This window comes from Cyanobacterium sp. Dongsha4, from assembly GCF_036345015.1.
Lineage (GTDB): Bacteria > Cyanobacteriota > Cyanobacteriia > Cyanobacteriales > Cyanobacteriaceae > PCC-10605.
On the sequence record NZ_CP084098.1, the window covers coordinates 3,793,932 to 3,808,847 of the forward strand.

20 protein-coding genes are annotated in these 14,916 nt (G+C 33.4%); 11 read left to right on the plus strand and 9 right to left on the minus strand.

The window, feature by feature from the left end:
• Positions 1 to 157 precede the first annotated feature (157 nt).
• From Dongsha4_RS16425 to Dongsha4_RS16435, 3 genes are all read left to right on the plus strand, one after another.
• Positions 158 to 709, plus strand: a complete 552-nt coding sequence (locus Dongsha4_RS16425; protein ID WP_330203373.1) for a DUF3172 domain-containing protein — start codon at positions 158 to 160, stop codon at positions 707 to 709.
• A gap of 183 nt (positions 710 to 892) precedes the next feature.
• Positions 893 to 2,770 (plus strand): glutamine--fructose-6-phosphate transaminase (isomerizing), encoded by a 1,878-nt coding sequence (gene glmS / locus Dongsha4_RS16430; RefSeq protein ID WP_330203374.1) that lies wholly within the window; start codon positions 893 to 895, stop codon positions 2,768 to 2,770.
• 209 nt (positions 2,771 to 2,979) lie between these two features.
• On the plus strand, positions 2,980 to 3,894 hold the full coding sequence (locus Dongsha4_RS16435; protein ID WP_330203375.1) for an N-acetylmuramoyl-L-alanine amidase-like domain-containing protein: 915 nt from the start codon (positions 2,980 to 2,982) through the stop codon (positions 3,892 to 3,894).
• 132 nt (positions 3,895 to 4,026) lie between these two features.
• On the opposite strand, the gene Dongsha4_RS16440 is transcribed toward Dongsha4_RS16435, so the two are convergent.
• Together Dongsha4_RS16440 and Dongsha4_RS16445 are read right to left on the minus strand one after the other, a co-directional pair.
• A complete protein-coding gene (locus Dongsha4_RS16440; protein ID WP_330203376.1) occupies positions 4,027 to 4,416 on the minus strand; it encodes a hypothetical protein in 390 nt (129 codons plus the stop codon).
• Between the two features lie 76 nt (positions 4,417 to 4,492).
• Positions 4,493 to 4,861 carry a hypothetical protein gene (locus Dongsha4_RS16445; RefSeq protein ID WP_330203377.1) on the minus strand — a complete coding sequence of 123 codons (369 nt, stop codon included), beginning with the start codon at positions 4,859 to 4,861 and terminating at the stop codon, positions 4,493 to 4,495.
• Positions 4,862 to 5,030: 169 nt separating this feature from the next.
• On the opposite strand from Dongsha4_RS16445, the gene Dongsha4_RS16450 reads away from it, so the two are divergent.
• Positions 5,031 to 5,423, plus strand: coding sequence for a hypothetical protein (locus Dongsha4_RS16450; RefSeq protein ID WP_330203378.1), 393 nt, complete (start codon positions 5,031 to 5,033; stop codon positions 5,421 to 5,423).
• 50 nt (positions 5,424 to 5,473) lie between these two features.
• Here the strand turns inward: Dongsha4_RS16450 and Dongsha4_RS16455 are convergent, their stop codons facing one another.
• Together Dongsha4_RS16455 and Dongsha4_RS16460 are read right to left on the minus strand one after the other, a co-directional pair.
• Positions 5,474 to 6,079, minus strand: coding sequence for a hypothetical protein (locus Dongsha4_RS16455; RefSeq protein WP_330203379.1), 606 nt, complete (start codon positions 6,077 to 6,079; stop codon positions 5,474 to 5,476).
• 108 nt (positions 6,080 to 6,187) lie between these two features.
• Complete coding sequence (locus Dongsha4_RS16460; protein ID WP_330203380.1) at positions 6,188 to 6,916, minus strand: hypothetical protein; 729 nt, start codon at positions 6,914 to 6,916, stop codon at positions 6,188 to 6,190.
• On the opposite strand from Dongsha4_RS16460, the gene cas6 reads away from it, so the two are divergent.
• The 3 genes from cas6 to Dongsha4_RS16475 all read left to right on the plus strand — a co-directional run bounded on the left by cas6 (position 6,906) and on the right by Dongsha4_RS16475 (position 9,213).
• A complete protein-coding gene (gene cas6, locus Dongsha4_RS16465) occupies positions 6,906 to 7,550 on the plus strand; it encodes a type I-MYXAN CRISPR-associated protein Cas6/Cmx6 (protein ID WP_330203381.1) in 645 nt (214 codons plus the stop codon). The two genes, Dongsha4_RS16460 and cas6, sit on opposite strands and share 11 nt — an antisense overlap.
• A gap of 9 nt (positions 7,551 to 7,559) precedes the next feature.
• Positions 7,560 to 8,303 (plus strand): type I-MYXAN CRISPR-associated Cas8a1/Cmx1, encoded by a 744-nt coding sequence (cas8a1, locus tag Dongsha4_RS16470; RefSeq protein ID WP_330203382.1) that lies wholly within the window; start codon positions 7,560 to 7,562, stop codon positions 8,301 to 8,303.
• Between the two features lie 73 nt (positions 8,304 to 8,376).
• Positions 8,377 to 9,213, plus strand: a complete 837-nt coding sequence (locus Dongsha4_RS16475; protein WP_330203383.1) for a site-specific DNA-methyltransferase — start codon at positions 8,377 to 8,379, stop codon at positions 9,211 to 9,213.
• On the opposite strand, the gene Dongsha4_RS16480 is transcribed toward Dongsha4_RS16475, so the two are convergent.
• Complete coding sequence (locus tag Dongsha4_RS16480) at positions 9,208 to 10,113, minus strand: ScaI family restriction endonuclease (protein WP_330203384.1); 906 nt, start codon at positions 10,111 to 10,113, stop codon at positions 9,208 to 9,210. The genes Dongsha4_RS16475 and Dongsha4_RS16480 overlap by 6 nt on opposite strands.
• Complete coding sequence (locus Dongsha4_RS16485; protein WP_330203385.1) at positions 10,110 to 10,331, minus strand: helix-turn-helix transcriptional regulator; 222 nt, start codon at positions 10,329 to 10,331, stop codon at positions 10,110 to 10,112. The genes Dongsha4_RS16480 and Dongsha4_RS16485 overlap by 4 nt, the downstream gene beginning before the upstream one ends.
• A 19-nt stretch (positions 10,332 to 10,350) precedes the next feature.
• On the opposite strand from Dongsha4_RS16485, the gene Dongsha4_RS16490 reads away from it, so the two are divergent.
• Complete coding sequence (locus tag Dongsha4_RS16490; protein ID WP_330203386.1) at positions 10,351 to 11,763, plus strand: TnsD family Tn7-like transposition protein; 1,413 nt, start codon at positions 10,351 to 10,353, stop codon at positions 11,761 to 11,763.
• Here Dongsha4_RS16490 and Dongsha4_RS16495 read toward each other — a convergent pair.
• On the minus strand, positions 11,754 to 11,876 hold the full coding sequence (locus Dongsha4_RS16495) for a hypothetical protein (RefSeq protein ID WP_330203387.1): 123 nt from the start codon (positions 11,874 to 11,876) through the stop codon (positions 11,754 to 11,756). The two genes, Dongsha4_RS16490 and Dongsha4_RS16495, sit on opposite strands and share 10 nt — an antisense overlap.
• Positions 11,877 to 11,949: 73 nt before the next feature.
• Between Dongsha4_RS16495 and Dongsha4_RS16500 the strand changes: the two genes are divergently transcribed.
• From Dongsha4_RS16500 to Dongsha4_RS16510, 3 genes are read left to right on the plus strand one after another with little or no spacing between them, the layout of a single operon-like run.
• A complete protein-coding gene (locus Dongsha4_RS16500) occupies positions 11,950 to 13,485 on the plus strand; it encodes a class I SAM-dependent DNA methyltransferase (protein ID WP_330203388.1) in 1,536 nt (511 codons plus the stop codon).
• Between the two features lie 47 nt (positions 13,486 to 13,532).
• A complete protein-coding gene (locus Dongsha4_RS16505; RefSeq protein WP_330203389.1) occupies positions 13,533 to 13,763 on the plus strand; it encodes a hypothetical protein in 231 nt (76 codons plus the stop codon).
• Positions 13,756 to 14,184 carry a putative toxin-antitoxin system toxin component, PIN family gene (locus tag Dongsha4_RS16510; protein WP_330203390.1) on the plus strand — a complete coding sequence of 143 codons (429 nt, stop codon included), beginning with the start codon at positions 13,756 to 13,758 and terminating at the stop codon, positions 14,182 to 14,184. Before Dongsha4_RS16505 ends, Dongsha4_RS16510 begins: the two co-directional genes overlap by 8 nt.
• A 51-nt stretch (positions 14,185 to 14,235) precedes the next feature.
• Here Dongsha4_RS16510 and Dongsha4_RS16515 read toward each other — a convergent pair whose 3' ends face one another.
• On the minus strand, positions 14,236 to 14,553 hold the full coding sequence (locus Dongsha4_RS16515) for a Txe/YoeB family addiction module toxin (protein ID WP_330203391.1): 318 nt from the start codon (positions 14,551 to 14,553) through the stop codon (positions 14,236 to 14,238).
• Positions 14,543 to 14,839 carry a type II toxin-antitoxin system Phd/YefM family antitoxin gene (locus Dongsha4_RS16520; RefSeq protein ID WP_330203392.1) on the minus strand — a complete coding sequence of 99 codons (297 nt, stop codon included), beginning with the start codon at positions 14,837 to 14,839 and terminating at the stop codon, positions 14,543 to 14,545. Before Dongsha4_RS16520 ends, Dongsha4_RS16515 begins: the two co-directional genes overlap by 11 nt.
• Between the last annotated feature and the right edge of the window lie 77 nt (positions 14,840 to 14,916).

A 14,916-nucleotide genomic window follows, 5' to 3' on the forward strand; every position in this document is an offset into this window, starting at 1 on the left:
TATTTTATACATCTTTTGAATTTTGTATCACTTTAGATTTTAATATTTATTTGTTTCGCAAACTCTAATGGCGAATAGTTTATAACTGGTAATGGTTTTAGAATCGAAAAGGAATAAGTTATCATGACTAGAAGTATAAAACTTGAACATACAAAGTATGAACCGCAGACCAAAATCTTCCTATTCCCGTTATTCTGAACCCCCAAGCCGTAAAAGTACAAAATCATCTCCTTTGGAAAATATTAACTATACTCTCGCCGCTATCTGTGCAGGTATCTTTATATTGGGAGTAGGAGTTGGTATTGCCTTAAGTTCTGGACAAACTATAAGCACTCAAAATGTAGCATCAAGGGAAGTGATCGATCGCAGCGCCCCGAATCCTGAAATTTGTGTACAATTTGGAGCAAGTGCCATTGTTTCTGATTTAAGGGTATTTGTCACTCTCAATCCCTTTAATGTGTATGTAACTCAACCTAATATGCGTCCGGGATGCGTTTTGAAAAGAAATAATTGGTCTATTTTAGAGCAAAGACGCTTAATCAGTGATAATGACGTGAGACAGTGTAAAAATAGAATGAATACTTTTGGTTTTACTGGTACATTAGAAAGTTCTCCCAAAATTGACTGTATTTATCAGAATGACAGTGCCGGGAATCTATTTTTGAATCCAGAAGGGGCCGTTAATCCTCAAGGAGTTCAAGATTTTTAAAAGAAGCTAGTTTGCACTTGACTAAAAATAGTGATGGCGGAAAAATAACGAAGAAAAGAAAGTGAGTTTGAGTCCTTGTCAACAATTAATCAAAATTAATAGAAAATGGAAATGTAAGTTCAATGCGTCTTAGCTTAATTATGCTTATAATGTATCAAAATTAAGATTATTGGGATTAAAGTTATGTGTGGAATTGTTGGTTATATAGGAACACAAGGCGCGATCGAGATTTTGGTGAGCGGTTTAGAAAAATTGGAATACAGAGGGTATGATTCTGCGGGAGTTGCAACAATTGTTGATGGGGAAATTCATTCTGTTAGGGCAAAAGGAAAACTATATAACCTCCGCACAAAACTAGAAAAAGAAACCAATATCTCTCAAATCGGTATCGGGCATACAAGATGGGCAACTCATGGTAAACCCGAGGAATATAACGCCCATCCCCACCGAGATAATAAAGGTAGATTCGCAGTGGTGCAAAATGGCATTGTAGAAAACTATCAAGAATTGAAGCAAGAATTAATTAGTAAGGGGCATGAGTTTGTTTCGGATACAGATACAGAAGTTATCCCTCATCTTATTGCTGAATATTATAACCCTGAAAGCAATGATCCTTTTATGGATGCGGTGAATAAAGCCGTTACTCGTTTAGATGGTGCTTTTGCCATTGGGGTGTTATGTGCAGATTATCCCGATGAGTTGATTGTTGCCCGTCAAAGTGCACCTTTAACCATTGGATTTGGGCAAGGGGAATTTTTCTGTGCCTCGGATGTTACCGCCCTTGTGCATCATACCAACACGGTTTTATCCTTAGATAATGGGGAAATTGCCCGTTTAACACCATTAGGAGTCGAAATTTACGATTTTACAGGGAAACGCTTACGGAAAAACCCTCGCACCCTCGATTGGAGTCCTGTAACCGTTGAGAAACAAGGTTATCGCCACTTTATGCTCAAGGAAATTCATGAGCAACCCTCTGTAGTGCGTACCTGCTTAGAAGCCTATATTAATCCCGACTGGCATTCCCAAAACAGTGACTCAGAAAACCCCATTAACCTCAATCTCAAGCCTGAAATTTATGAAGATTTAGAACATATCCAGATTGTGGCTTGTGGCACTTCTTGGCACGCAAGTTTAGTGGGTAAATATTTATTAGAACAAATCGCACAAATTCCTACTTTTGTCCAATATGCTTCAGAATATCGTTATGCCCCTTCTCCAATGATGCGTAATACAATTACAATCGGTGTTACCCAGTCAGGTGAAACGGCGGATACCATTGCGGCTCTTGAGATGGAGCGTCAAAGACGTTCTAGTTGCGATCGCACTTATCAAGCTCGTATTTTAGGTATTACAAATCGTCCTGAAAGTACGTTAGGGGGCATGGTTGATCAAGTAATCAATACTTATGCAGGTATCGAGATTGGAGTAGCGGCAACTAAAACTTTTGTGGCTCAAGTGATTGCGTTTTATATCCTTGCGTTAGATTTAGCATGGCGTAGAAAAACAGTTACACCGCAAAGAATGGAGGAAATATTAAAAGGTTTACTGCAATTACCCACCCAAATCGAGCAAATTATCCACTCAGAAGAGCCAAAAATCAGAGATTTAGCCCATCAGTTCCCTGATACCAAAGATTTTATCTTCCTCGGTAGAGGTATCAATTTCCCCATTGCCTTAGAAGGTGCGTTAAAACTCAAAGAAATTAGCTATATTCATGCTGAAGGCTATCCTGCTGGTGAAATGAAACATGGTCCGATCGCACTTTTAGATGCTCATGTACCCGTAGTTGCGATCGCCATGGGGGGAAGTGTATATGAGAAGGTGATTTCCAACGCCCAAGAAGCGAAAGCGAGAGATGCCCGTTTAATCGGTGTTTTACCCCAAAACCATCATGAGGATATGTTTCAAGATACTTTACTCGTGCCTGAAGTGGATGAAATCTTGTCTCCTATCTTGGCAGTCATACCCTTGCAATTATTATCTTATTACATTGCATCCATGCGCGGTTTAGACGTAGATCAACCTCGTAATTTGGCTAAATCCGTTACGGTAGAATAATCTTGGGGCGGTGCGATCGCCCTTTTGTGATAGGGGAATAAAGTTGTATATTTTAAAATTAAGTGGTATATCCCAATTATAAACGATTTGCGTAAAATTAGCTATCCCACTAAATATTTTTTAAAATTTCACAACTGATTTAATACAGCTATATATAAAATTTTAGCTTTAAAATATTTTAATTTTCGTTATGTACTTTCTGTTAAAATATGCCAAAAACTATTTGTATTTCTTTACTATGTTTTCTTTTTCTTATTGCTTATCCTTTTAAAAATAAAACGGAAAGTAGTCCCATAATTAATACTTTACCAGTTCAAACAGTCTCAGAAAAAAAGCCTATTGGTAATAATGAATACGAAGAAAAAAAGTTTCAGCAAATTATGAATTTATCACTAGCTAACAAACTGCAGGAACAATCTATAGAGATCATTCTCCAAACAGTTGCTAAAGAATTTATGGGGGCAAAATATCAAGCTGGTTTATTGGATCAAACTAACAAAGAAAGTTTATTTATTTCTTTAACTAAATTTGATTGTGTTTTATTTGTCGAGACTGTACTAGGTTTAGTGAAAGGAATTACTGTTCAAGACTATAATTATTCTACTTTTATTACAAATATTCAAAAGCAAAGATACCGTACCCAAAATGTTACTTATTGCGATCGCCTTCACTATTTTTCTGATTGGATAGCAGAAAATGAAAAGAAAGGATTTGTAAAGAATTTAACTCAATCATTAGGAGGAATACGACTGGATAAACAGCTTAATTTCATGACAGTGAATAGGTCTAAATATCCTCAATTAAATAATAATGAAATTAATTTTCAATGTATAAAAAAAGTTGAAGCAGATTTAAACAAATTAAACTTAAGTTATATTCCCACCAATAAAATAAAATCTATTTATCCTCAACTTAAATTAGGGGATATTATCGGTATCACTACGAAAATAAAAGGTTTAGATGTCACTCATACGGGGTTAATTTACCGACAAAATAATCAAACTGGTTTAATTCATGCTTCTCCAGCAGGGCAAGTTACTGTTGCTAAAGATTTACAAAGTTATGTACAAAATGTTCCACAGGCGATAGGAATTTTTGTTATTCGTCCACTTGATCCTCGTTAATGTATTATCCTGCTAGAAGGTTTCATAAAAGATAAAACACCAGTCAAGCAAATTTAATAAAAATAGTGCAATAAGTTAAATGGTATCTCTTTTCTTTGTAAATCCCTTCTGTATTTTTACTTTTTTTATAGATTAATCGCCAGAACAAGCTGAAGGAGTTTGACTACTTGGACGTTGGTTATTCACACAACTCATTGTACCATCGCTACCTAATAAATATTTATCTTCTATATAGCCTTCTACTGTTGTACCGTTAGATTCATAATATATTTCCCACCAAATATTTCCCTTAGAATCATAATACATTGTTGGATAATCACTTTGAAAGCTAGATAGTACAGTTTGATTGTTTTTTATTTTATATATTGTTACTCCACTATTATCAGGTATATGTTTTATCGGCACAGTAGCCAATCCTCTAGTATTTACCTTAAAACTGTGATGAGTAGCGGCTATACTCGGTAATATTTTTATTCCGAGAATAGCATAAAGTATTATTAATAAATTAATAGTTTTTCTCATAATAAAACAGAAAATTAATTCATAAAAAATATATGGAAATTTCTTTAGGCAGTTTTTATTAGTCTAGAAGGACAGCCTACCGCTCGATATTTCTGCAATAAAAGCTATTCGGATATTGTAAACACTCAGGTGGAATAGAACGTCTGCGTTCTGAGTTAGAAGAACCACCGAGATTGAAGTTATAAATTCTATCGCCAATGTAAATAGAAAGTAGTCCGTTAGATTCTTTCCAATAACCGTATATTTTTTTTCCAGACACGCTCCTGATAGCATCTCCAGAACGACCCACATAAAATGTACCCTCAGATGTATTTAAAACTCTACCATGTTTGTTATAAGTAATATTATAGAGCGTTTGGGCATTAACAGGACTCGAATCTAGCAATATTCCCACGCAACTGATATTTAACGCTATAGCTATGCAAAAAGAGCATAATTTACTCATAATATTAAACCTACTAGACTATAAAATAAAAGTGACGTTAGAATCTAAATGAATGATTAATAGATAAATATTTCTGTATTAATACTACCAGTGATTCTTTTATTTGTCTATTGTTATACTATAAAAATAGTAACAATGAATCATTTAAGTCATTCACTTAATTAATAATATGGGATATTCCAATTTTGTAAAATTCCGTCTTAGTAGTTTTATATTATTTTTTACGATGTTTCTAACTATTCCAAATAATTCTGCTTTTGCCGATAACAGAAGATGTAAATTGCCCGATGGAAAAACAACCACTTGCAATGTGCAAATTTATGAATCTCAATTAAATGGTTATTTGGGTTATTCGGTAACTTTAAGATTTAATAATCAATTATTTATCGAAGCTTTTTGTACTGATGAACAGAGCCAAAATTGTCTAGTTAGAAGAACAAAAAATGGTATAAGAAGTAAATGGCAAAAAGGATATATTGATGGTTCTTCTAGTTACTTTTTTCATATAAAAACATCTGGAGGATTACTTTTAGGGTCTTATAATCCACCAGAACATATATAATTTTTGTGATTCCACTTTCCCTACAAAAAAAGAGATCGCCCCTCGATTAATTAGCCTGAGACTAATTTAGCAATCTCATCCTTATAAATACATAAAAAATTCTCCGCATGGGTAGCCCCTAATTTTTGAATCTCTGGTGGAAAATCATTTAAAGATACTATCTCGCCTTTAATGTAAAGTTTTTTCGCCCCTTTTAGAGCCCCTCGGTGTAAATAAACCATTTTCGGTTGTACATCTAACCATGCTCCTAATCTTCGGGCAACATCATAGATAGTAAGAGAACCAATACCTTCAGTCTTTTTGGTGATGGATTCGATCCAACAATAAACATCATGAAAGTCATTAAAACTGTCAAATTTTCTTTGATTACTTTTACAAATTGTCAAACCTTCTTCTAGCTTCTTTTTGCCCACATTGCACTGATGACCGTGCATCTTACCATTTTCCATTATCGATCGCCATGCTCTTTCAATGGCTTCTGACCAAGAGATATTTTTGTCTCCCCACCATTTATCTTCCTCTTGATAGCAATTTTGACATTCTTCAAGATAGCAATTAACCAGAGTTGCTAAGGTATGATTTTTTAAATCTTTTTTTTTGCTTTTACAACTACAAATGGATTTTTTGCTCTGACATTTTTGAGATATTGATTTCATTTGTATTTTAAAGTTTCCTTACTGAATGAATAAAAAAGAAGGTTATTTAGTTCTATATATTTATCCAATTCATTTGAAAGATTTATGCAGTTTGAGGTAAAAACTTTATTAGAAATCTTGTGCAGAAGTTATTACAGTATATAATGTGTTTTCATAATGACCTGTATAAACATACATTCTTGTTTTTTTATTGAAAAAAGCTATACTAATTATGGCATTATTTCCATGAGCTTGACAAGGTTTAGTGTTATCACATAGAGGTCCGTTAGTTGTGGTTGCTGCTTCTTCCAGTTCAATAATTTTAAAACCACCTTTATATAACAAATCTTTAACCTCAAACATAGACATTCCAGGCTTTAAATAGCTAGGATTTATGTCTTGACAAATATAATGATATAAAGGACTTACTTGATGTCTCAAATAATAAGACCCGTCATCAGTATAAAAAGAAGATTGAAGATAACCATCTTTATAGCGTCTAAAAACTTTGAGATTTTTAAATTGAACACTATCCACATTAGCAGGATTTGATTCATTACTTCTATAATTACAATCAAAATAACCTTGTCCTATAGAAGATAAATAGTATTTATCCATTATGAAATTTCCTTGTTCATCATGGTCAGTATTTAATGTAGCAAAAGTTGCTGTTTTATATCTACCCTGTTGTTTAATGCTACCTTTTCTGATTTTGATGACTTCATAATCATTTCTAACGACTGTTATCCAGTCTTTTTCTTCTTCCCAAATCGGATTATTATTAGCAATAGTAGGATTTATTTTAAGAAAAAAACTTATAGTTACAAGTGATAAAGTAAATATATTTTTGATAATCATTGAGTATCTCCTCTCTCTGAGTAATGAAAAACCGATCATTTCCAACTATATCAATATCATTTTCCCCATTGTAGGCGATAAAATTCCCTTCGATCATGGTTATCTTTTATATTCTGCCATCTCACGCCAATTTCCTATTATTCACGATATAGATGATTTAAGTATTTTACCCATTATTGGAAAGCCCGAATTTCCCCAAAATCTTTATTTAACCCCCGAATCTCAATTATGTTTGCGTTTATCCACTGATAAAGTACCTTTGATTTATCGTTTAGCAGGAAAAACACTAAATCTCAATACCGATAAGATTCGTTTAGGCTTACCAGAATCTCACGAATTAGAAGGATGCGATCGCCTCTATGCACGATTGGTTATCATTAGAGGTTTTGATGAACCTAATGGCTTTATTAAAGCCGTAGAGCGTCAATTAGAAAGTCTGAATATCTCAGCAAAGGTCAATTTAACCACTAAATCAGGAAAACCCATCCGCCGCACCATGAAAATAAAAGGAAGAACATTGATTGGTTTCGGGGTAGAAATCAGTGAATTAAGTGAAGACAATTCGATTTTACTTCAAGAACAAGGTATTGGCGGAAAGCATAAAATGGGATGTGGAGTATTTGTACCAATGTAAAAATCATTAATGAATAAAGCAAAAATTAACCTTAGTATTCATGCCCCAGATACAACAATCATTCATAGGGCTGGAATATTAGGATTATGGATGACATTAAAACAACTAGAAGCGGAATTTCCCCAACCACACGATTGTTTAGGGGGAATATGGTGGAATTTGACAAATGATAGTATTAGCATTGATTGGCAAGGGGAAGACTTAGAGGTTTTAGATTGGCTATTGAAACAATCTTTTCGACTAGATGATCGAGGTATTATTCAATTAACAGGATTGCAAAGAAAATCCATACCTTTAGAAAATCAAATACATCTACATCAAACAATTTTGGCTACTCTGTTACAGTACAATGGTTCTGTTCAACCATTAAAAAAAAGTTATTTTGAATCGGTAGATGTTCAAGTGGGAAATCTCAAATTAAGCCTTAGTTATAAACCACTGACTTCTTATTTCTACCAAAACTTTGCTTCTGAATTATGTGAGAAGAAAACCCAACAACTTAAGCAAAATCGTTATATTCCTATTGTTAGTCGTTTATATCCAGGGGCTATTGTTCAGCATGATTTAATTCGAGCGAAAAATCAGTGTCGAGAAAAGCTGGAATATGCTTTTGCTTTACTTTTTGTGCCGATCGCATCTCAATTTCTAGTTTTGTCTGAGGAGATAAAAAAACAAATTAGCTCAGAAAAAAGTCATCCCACAGAATATTTAATGATTATTCCAGAAACTACCAATCTGGAAAATGATAATTGACAAGTATATGCTGTTTTCTCTATAATGAATACTATAAGTATCTACAATAGTAAAACCAAATAAATATTAAATTATGTTTGATAAGATAATTGATAGTTTAGGTGAGCCATACTTTCAGACTGAAAATTGTTTGATTTATAATGCAGATTGTGTCACCTCAATGATAAAACTTCCACCCGAAATGATTGATTTAACAGTTACTAGCCCTCCTTACAATATAGGGAAAGAGTATGAGAAAAAAATGGATTTATCTGATTACTTAGATTGGTGTAAAAGTTGGTTAAAAGAAATTTATCGGTTAACCACAAGTAATGGCTCTTTCTGGCTAAATTTAGGTTATCAAAGTGTAGAAAATATCGGTAAAGCTATTCCCATTTCATATTTTTTATGGGATAAAACTGCCTTTTTTTTAATTCAAGAAATTGTTTGGAATTATGGTGCTGGAGTAGCTTGTAAAAATTTTTTTTCTCCCAGGAACGAAAAATTCTTATGGTACGCCAAAGATCCTGAAAATTATATTTTTAATTTAGATGATGTTCGAGATCCTAATGTTAAGTATCCTAATCAAAAAAAGAATGGTAAATTGAAAGTTAATCCAAAGGGTAAAAATCCGACTGATGTATGGCAATTTCCCAAAGTAACATCTGGTAGAAATCGTTCATCTAACGAAAGAACACCACATCCTGCACAATTTCCCATAGCTGTTATTGATAGAATTATTAAAGCTAGTTCTAATCCCCAAGATGTTATTTTAGATCCTTTTTTAGGTTCAGGTACAACAGCGATCGCCTCTATTAATCTAAATCGTAAATTTATTGGTTTTGAAATTAATAAAACTTATTGTGATATAGCGGTAGCAAGAATTAAACAAAAATTATCTCAACCTGTTCAAACTTGTTTAAGTTTATAAAATAAACCAAGATACTTTGTTAATAAGTTTATTATTATTGTAATAATTGTCTTGGGAAATATATAGTTTATTTAATAAAAATAATATTTTTTCATCTGCAACAATTTTTTTACGTTGCTTAAGTTTTTCTAGTAACTCATAAAAATAAAAATTTAAAAGTCGGGAGTATTTGCTATTTAACTGTTCAGCAATCTCAACTAAACATACATCAATAACCCATAAGTCAGAGATTTTCAAAATTCCTTGTTCTTTCAATTCTTTTTCTTTTTTGTCTCCTATACCTTCTAAAATATACAAGGGGGATCTTAATAAATAACTGCCAGAAACTGCAAATAATTTAGTTTGATAGACTTCTTGTTTTAATTTTGACATTTGACCTGATTCAGATGATTGAGATTGCCAATCCTCAAAATCAATCCAACCAAAGCGAATTAATGTTAAAGTATCTTGATAAAAGTTAATTGTCAGATAATATCCTGATTTTTCTTTTTTGACCAAAACTTCATCCTGAGATTTTTTGCCATAACTACGATTTCCAAAAATATCAGTTTTTTTCTGACCTGAAGTTTTAATTTCTACAGAATAATAAGGATTTTCAATATAGACTAAATCTTTATCTTCTTTGTGTGAACCACCACACCATTTATCAGGATATTGTTCAGCAAGAATATAAGCAAATAATTTCTCAAAAAAATAACCTATGACGGTTGCAGGTAATTTTATATCTTTTAATGGAATCTTTGTTAATTCATCTCCTATTTTTGTTTGCCAGAGAATATTCCAAGCTCTTACTGCTATATCTTCAATTTCTCCCAATGATAGAGGATGATCCTCAATTAGTTCTTTTGTTTTATCTATCCAAGAATCTTTGTCTAAGTTTTGATAGGGAGAATTATTCATTCAATTGTTTCAATTAATTTATAAGGTGGAATTTCTAATACTTTTGCGATGCGAATAATATTTAATAAAGATACATTTCTTTCACCTCTCTCTATTCCTCCAATATAAGTTCTATGAAGTTGGGTTAATTCAGCTAACTTTTCTTGAGATAATCCTTTTTCTTTTCTATACTTTCTAATTTGGTCTCCGAACTTTTTTAAATTGATATTTTTTTCCATAAAAGACAGTATAAAGATAATGATACTCATAAGCCTACAGAATATAAGTATCTTTTCTTGTTTTTGTCGCCAATGTTTACAGGAGGATGAAGAAAAATACGGGGAATTTTATTGGCATCGCATTCATCAACTGTCTTGTGTGTTAGTTTGTCCAACCCATAATATTCCATTACAAAATAGCACCCTACTGTTTCAACAATTAAATCAACATCATTATCAAGTAGCGAGTCATCATAACTGTATTTCTAAAGGTTCGATCGCACCATACTCTCCACAAAATCAGAACATACTATTGAACTTAGCCCACGATGTTCAATGGCTGTTCAATCATCCTCAAATTTCCCGTCCCCTGGACTGGTATTATCAGCAATATATGAATTTGTTGATGTCGAGAAATATTGCCACAGCATCCAAAAGAGTTAATCAGATGAAATTGTTTGATGAATTTTTGTTTTACTATGGACAGGACATTCTCAGTTATTTAGACTCTGATATTAATCTCGATGACCAAAGTAATTGGTTATTCAGTATAGTTAGAAAACACCGTAAATCCTTTCATCCTATACGTCACATCTTGATGATGAGATTTCTTTGTGGTTCGGTGCGAGAATTTTTTGAACGAACATCATCGGAATATAAACCCTTTGGCAATCCTCCTTGGATTTGTTTTAATGGGGCTGTTGATCATTACTTACAAGCTGTAATTGAAGAAGTTGAGTTAAGTCACTGCTTAGAAAATAAGAAGCCGTTAGGAACATTTACTTGCAGTTGTGGAATGGTTTACAGTCGAACAGTATCGGAATCAGATCAATCTGAGGGTTATAAACCGAATCGAATCATCACCTATGGAGACAAGTGGCATAAAAAATTACAAGATTTAGTAGAGAATAAAAATTTGGGATTAAGGGCGGTTGCTAGAGAATTAAAGGTAAATACAAGAACCATTAATCGCTATGTGGATAAGTTGGGCTTAAATGCTTCATGGCAATCAGAAACAAATAAGTTTGCCCCAATCAATGATACTAAAGAGGTTGATGATAAGGCACAAAATAGACAAGACTGGTTAGAATTACTAAAACAGTATCCTGACGCAACAAAGACTGAACTGAGAAATTTATCTCCTGCGTTATATGCTAGATTGTATAGAGGCGATCGCATCTGGTTAAATAACAATTCACCGTCTTTGCAAAAACCACCTGTATCAGTGAATAAGAGAGTGGATTGGGGTAAAAGAGATCAGGAAGTAAAAATGCAGGTAGAAAAGGCAGTTCAAGAAATTTTACAAAAGGATAAACCAGAAAGAATTACCTTGAGAAAAGTGGGTGTTATGACGAGATTAAAAGCACTTTTAGAGCATAAATTGGATAAATTACCTCTAACAAAAACTTATCTACAAGAAACTATCGAGTCAGTGGAGATGTTTCAGGATTGAAGGATAAGATGGGCGATCGCAGTCTTAGAACGACAGGGAGAGGAAGTAAAATCATGGAAAATCATGCGAATAGCAGGATTGAGAAATAATTGTTTAGAAAGAGTAGAGAACATACTATATTAGGAATAATGGTTGTATCAGATTTTTTCTACTCCAATGTAATTAGTAATCAAGAAACAATTAAGAATGGCGAAATTAACTTTACCTCAACTAGAAAGACATTTATTTAGTGCGGCGGATATTTTACGGGGGAAAATGGACGCTTCGGAATTTAAAGAATATATTTTCGGGATGCTTTTCTTAAAGAGGGCTTCAGATATATTTGATCAAAGGTATGAAAATATTATTAAGGATAATATAGCGAAAGGAAGAAGTGAAGAAGAAGCACAAAAACGAGCAGAATCACCTAACAGTTACATAGAAACCTTTTTTATCCCTGAAAAGGCACGATGGCAATATATTCGAGATGAGTTACACAAAAATGTTGCCGATGGTTTAAACAAAGCACTGGGTGCATTAGAAGAAAATAATGAGGCTTTAAATGGTGTACTAGGACATATCGATTTTAATCGTCAGGTGGGCAGTAATCGAATGTCAGATAGTAAGTTAAGGGATTTAATTCAGCATTTTAGTAAGTATCGTTTACGCAATGATGATTTTGTCTTTCCTGATTTGTTGGGGGCGGCTTATGAATATTTAATCGCTGAATTTGCTGACTCCGCTGGAAAAAAAGGCGGTGAATTTTATACTCCCCGTGATGTGGTGCAGTTAATGGTGCGTTTAGTAAAACCCGAAGCAGGTATGTCAATATATGACCCCTGTATTGGTTCGGGAGGTATGTTGATTCAAGCCAAGCAATATGTAGAAGAATGCGGTGGAGATTCTCGTAATTTGGCTTTAGCAGGGCAGGATAATAATGGCGGTGTCTGGGCTATCTGTAAAATTAATATGCTCTTACATGGAATTAGGGATGCTAATATTCACAATGATGATACTCTAGCTAATCCTCTCCATTTAGATGGTAATGAATTAATGCGGTTCGATCGAGTTTTGAGTAATCCGCCTTTTTCTCAGAATTACACAAAAAAAGATATTAAATTTAAAGAGCGTTTTAGTCATGGTTGGTGTCCAGAAACGGGTAAGAAAGCCGATTTAATGTTCGCTCAACATATGTTATCGGTGTTAAAACCAAAGGGAATTATGGCGACTGTTATGCCCCATGGGGTATTATTTCGGGGAGGTGATGAGCAAAAAATTCGTAAAAGTTTGATTGAAAAGGATTGTTTAGAAGCGGTTATTGGTTTACCACCTAATTTATTTTATGGTACTGGTATCCCTGCCTGTATTTTAGTAATGCGTCATTCAGGGGCAAAATCCCCAGAGCGTCGGGGTAAGGTATTATTTATCAATGCTGATGGGGAATATTATGCTGGTAGAGCGCAAAATTATCTCAAACCTGAGCATATCGAGAAGATTATCTCAACTTTTACGGAGTTTAATTCTATTTCAGGTTATGCCACAGTAGTTAGTAAGGAGGAGTTGGCACAGAATGATTATAATTGCAATATTCGCCGTTATGCCGACAATGCACCGCCACCAGAACCTCATGATGTCACTGCCCATATTTTAGGCGGTATTCCTAAAAAAGAAGTAGATAGCCAATTATCTTTACTTCAAGCTCATGGTTTTAATGCGATCGAGATTTTAGTCCCTAGAAAGTGAAATAATAGTTAATAATAAATAATTAATGATTGTTAGAATAACTAATTATGCTCGTTAGCGAAGAAATTACTATTCAAGTTACCCCCCAAGTGGCTAAAGCCTACCAATTAGCTACCGAAAAAGAAAAACAACGCCTTAGCGCGATCGCATCTTTATTCTTTGATGAAGAAGCAAAAGAAGATATTGATTTTTTAGGTAGAATTATGGATGAAATCAGTGACAGAGCAGTCGCTAGAGGTTTGACACCTGAAATTTTAGCGGATATTCTCAATGACTGATTTACCTAAATATGTGCTTGATACTAATGTAATAATTAGTGCTTTGTTATTTAAAAATAGTCAACCTCGTCAAGCATTAGATAAAGCAAGACAGTCGGGAATAGTGTTAATGTCACAAGAAATTTGGACAGAAATTCAAGAGGTTTTAGCACGTCCTAAATTTGATAAATATATTACTTATGGAGAGAAAAAACTATTTTTAATTGAGTTAGTTAACACAGTAAATTTTATCGAAGTAAAAGAAAATATAACGACTTGTAGGGATGCTAAAGATAATAAATTTTTAGAGTTAGCTGTCAGTGGTTTAGCCTCCATAATTGTTAGTGGAGATAATGACTTATTGATATTAAATCCTTTTCAAAATATCCCTATTTTAACGGTAAAAGAGTTTTTGAAAAACGATCGCACTAAATCTTCTTAAGAAATGATTTCTCCTAATCCCATTTAATAAAACTTAATCAAAAGGGGAATTTTATTGTTTTTGATAATGGTAACGTGCTTGTAGAAAATCGATTCTTTCGGCAGTGACACGATAAACTAATCTATGTTCTAAATCAATTCTACGAGACCATGTATCAGAATCTAAAAATTTTAATGGTTCAGGTTTACCTATACCTTCTAAGGGAGATTTGATAATAGCTTCAATTAAATCCAGAATTTTATTAGCTTTGGTTTTATCTGTGCGATACCACCATGCTAAATCTTCCCTAAAACGAGGGTGAAATACGGGAAATCTTGAATTTGTACTTAAAGATTGATTTTTCTCGGTTTTTTTCTTTTTATCTTTCAATCTTTAACTCCTCACATAATTCATCAACACTGTTAGGTGATGGAGGTGTTTGAGTATCCCATTTTTTTGAATCTTCTAATGCTTCTAATAAACGTTGTGCATTGACAGGCGATCGCAATAAATATATAGTTTCTAAAATGCTAGATAATTCATCGGCACACAACAGAGCAATATCTTTATGCCCCCGTCGTTTAACTACGGCAATGGTATTGTCATTTTCTATGTCGTTTAAAAGATTGGCTAGATTTTCTCTGGCTTGAGTGTAAGTGGTTTCGATGGAAAACATATTATGATAATCTGTCCAGTTTTTCTGTACATTTATTGATTTTCCCAGTTTAGCTTAAAATGATATAAAAATGATCC

What these genes read in the sequence shown, in the direction of transcription:
- Dongsha4_RS16425 (WP_330203373.1), top strand. Translation starts at nt 158, where the DNA reads ATGAACCGCAGACCAAAATCTTCCTATTCCCGTTATTCTGAACCCCCA.
- glmS (WP_330203374.1), top strand. Translation starts at nt 893, where the DNA reads ATGTGTGGAATTGTTGGTTATATAGGAACACAAGGCGCGATCGAGATT.
- Dongsha4_RS16435 (WP_330203375.1), top strand. Translation starts at nt 2,980, where the DNA reads ATGCCAAAAACTATTTGTATTTCTTTACTATGTTTTCTTTTTCTTATT.
- Dongsha4_RS16440 (WP_330203376.1), bottom strand. Translation starts at nt 4,416, where the DNA reads ATGAGAAAAACTATTAATTTATTAATAATACTTTATGCTATTCTCGGA.
- Dongsha4_RS16445 (WP_330203377.1), bottom strand. Translation starts at nt 4,861, where the DNA reads ATGAGTAAATTATGCTCTTTTTGCATAGCTATAGCGTTAAATATCAGT.
- Dongsha4_RS16450 (WP_330203378.1), top strand. Translation starts at nt 5,031, where the DNA reads ATGGGATATTCCAATTTTGTAAAATTCCGTCTTAGTAGTTTTATATTA.
- Dongsha4_RS16455 (WP_330203379.1), bottom strand. Translation starts at nt 6,079, where the DNA reads ATGAAATCAATATCTCAAAAATGTCAGAGCAAAAAATCCATTTGTAGT.
- Dongsha4_RS16460 (WP_330203380.1), bottom strand. Translation starts at nt 6,916, where the DNA reads ATGATTATCAAAAATATATTTACTTTATCACTTGTAACTATAAGTTTT.
- cas8a1 (WP_330203382.1), top strand. Translation starts at nt 7,560, where the DNA reads ATGAATAAAGCAAAAATTAACCTTAGTATTCATGCCCCAGATACAACA.
- Dongsha4_RS16475 (WP_330203383.1), top strand. Translation starts at nt 8,377, where the DNA reads ATGTTTGATAAGATAATTGATAGTTTAGGTGAGCCATACTTTCAGACT.
- Dongsha4_RS16480 (WP_330203384.1), bottom strand. Translation starts at nt 10,113, where the DNA reads ATGAATAATTCTCCCTATCAAAACTTAGACAAAGATTCTTGGATAGAT.
- Dongsha4_RS16485 (WP_330203385.1), bottom strand. Translation starts at nt 10,331, where the DNA reads ATGGAAAAAAATATCAATTTAAAAAAGTTCGGAGACCAAATTAGAAAG.
- Dongsha4_RS16490 (WP_330203386.1), top strand. Translation starts at nt 10,351, where the DNA reads ATGATACTCATAAGCCTACAGAATATAAGTATCTTTTCTTGTTTTTGT.
- Dongsha4_RS16495 (WP_330203387.1), bottom strand. Translation starts at nt 11,876, where the DNA reads ATGTTCTCTACTCTTTCTAAACAATTATTTCTCAATCCTGCTATTCGC.
- Dongsha4_RS16500 (WP_330203388.1), top strand. Translation starts at nt 11,950, where the DNA reads ATGGCGAAATTAACTTTACCTCAACTAGAAAGACATTTATTTAGTGCG.
- Dongsha4_RS16505 (WP_330203389.1), top strand. Translation starts at nt 13,533, where the DNA reads ATGCTCGTTAGCGAAGAAATTACTATTCAAGTTACCCCCCAAGTGGCT.
- Dongsha4_RS16510 (WP_330203390.1), top strand. Translation starts at nt 13,756, where the DNA reads ATGACTGATTTACCTAAATATGTGCTTGATACTAATGTAATAATTAGT.
- Dongsha4_RS16520 (WP_330203392.1), bottom strand. Translation starts at nt 14,839, where the DNA reads ATGTTTTCCATCGAAACCACTTACACTCAAGCCAGAGAAAATCTAGCC.